This window comes from Petrocella sp., assembly GCF_059865615.1.
The window spans coordinates 1-1,057 of record NZ_JCBCDA010000154.1 but is presented as its reverse complement, the minus strand read 5'-3'; the positions used below and the strand labels follow the sequence as shown (position 1 = coordinate 1,057).

The window sequence follows — 1,057 nt, the reverse complement described above, 5'->3', positions numbered from 1 at the left end:
AACCTGCGCTTAATACCATAAGGTCCATATTATGGTTTTGTGTCCAAGTATCAAAGTTCTTAAAACTTGGATCGATGGTTACTTTTGATAAGATCTCATCATGTTCTGCTTGTGTAAAGGAGTGCCATGTAAATATATGGTTGAGAAAGGTGAGACCTATTTTTTCTTTTTTCTTCCAGGTGAAATAATGGTCTCTACCTTTCTCGCCAATATAGTCGTCTATGAGAATCCAATAGAAGTCTTTGATCGTTATGGTCCCATCAAAATCCGATATGAATATATGGTCTTTCATTTTTTTGTCCCCTTTTTTTAATCTGACTTTACTATACCATAATACCTACGAATTTGAAAAGGATTGCGCCGTTAAAGTGGTGTAAATACTTATGCACCTGCTTTAAATTATGCCATGTAGAGGTTATAATAAATACCTTCTTCTTGTAATAATTGATCGTGGCTGCCGGATTCTAATATACCTTGGTTGTCTACAACAAAGATACGATCTGCACGGGTCTTTGACACTTGCATATTAATATAACCTAGGAAAGCCTTGATTTAGGCTTATTTTTTTGTCTTTTTTGTATTTTTCTATTGAGTATTATTGAGTATTATGATATAATATAAGGGATTGGAGGGATTTGCTATGAGGCTTGGTATATCGAAATCAAAAAATTCAACTTCTCTTTACGTTATTAAGTCAACCTATGAAAATGGTGTTCATTCATCTAAAATCGTTGAAAAGCTTGGCACTATTACCGATCTTTCAAAAGAACACGAAGATCCGATCGAATGGGCCAAAAATTACATTAGTGAATTAAACAAAAAGGAAAAAGAACAAAAGCGTGACGTTATTATTAAATATAATCAGTCAAAGATGATTGTTAAAGATGAACAACGGTCTTTTAATGGTGGTTATCTCTTTTTACAACAACTTTATCATCAGTTAGGTTTACACCGAATCAGCAAAGAAATCTCCAATAATTATAAATTTACATTTGACCTTGATTCGATTCTTTCACGACTTATCTATGGTAGAATTCTTTTCCCTTCTTCCAAGCTC

Annotated in this window: 1 protein-coding gene and 2 pseudogenes; 1 reads left to right on the top strand and 2 read right to left on the bottom strand. The window is 33.1% G+C overall.

All coding sequences use genetic code 11. The features are described from left to right. Nucleotides 1-292 (bottom strand): annotated as a pseudogene (locus AC6F8J_RS14840) (hypothetical protein); the annotation flags it as partial. 107 nt (nt 293-399) lie between these two features. Further along, nucleotides 400-525: a hypothetical protein gene (locus AC6F8J_RS14835; RefSeq protein WP_500724402.1), complete on the bottom strand. Its 126-nt coding sequence runs from the start codon at nt 523-525 to the stop codon at nt 400-402. A gap of 115 nt (nt 526-640) precedes the next feature. Between AC6F8J_RS14835 and AC6F8J_RS14830 the strand changes: the two are divergent. Beyond that, a pseudogene (locus AC6F8J_RS14830) lies at nt 641-1,057 on the top strand (IS1634 family transposase); the annotation flags it as partial.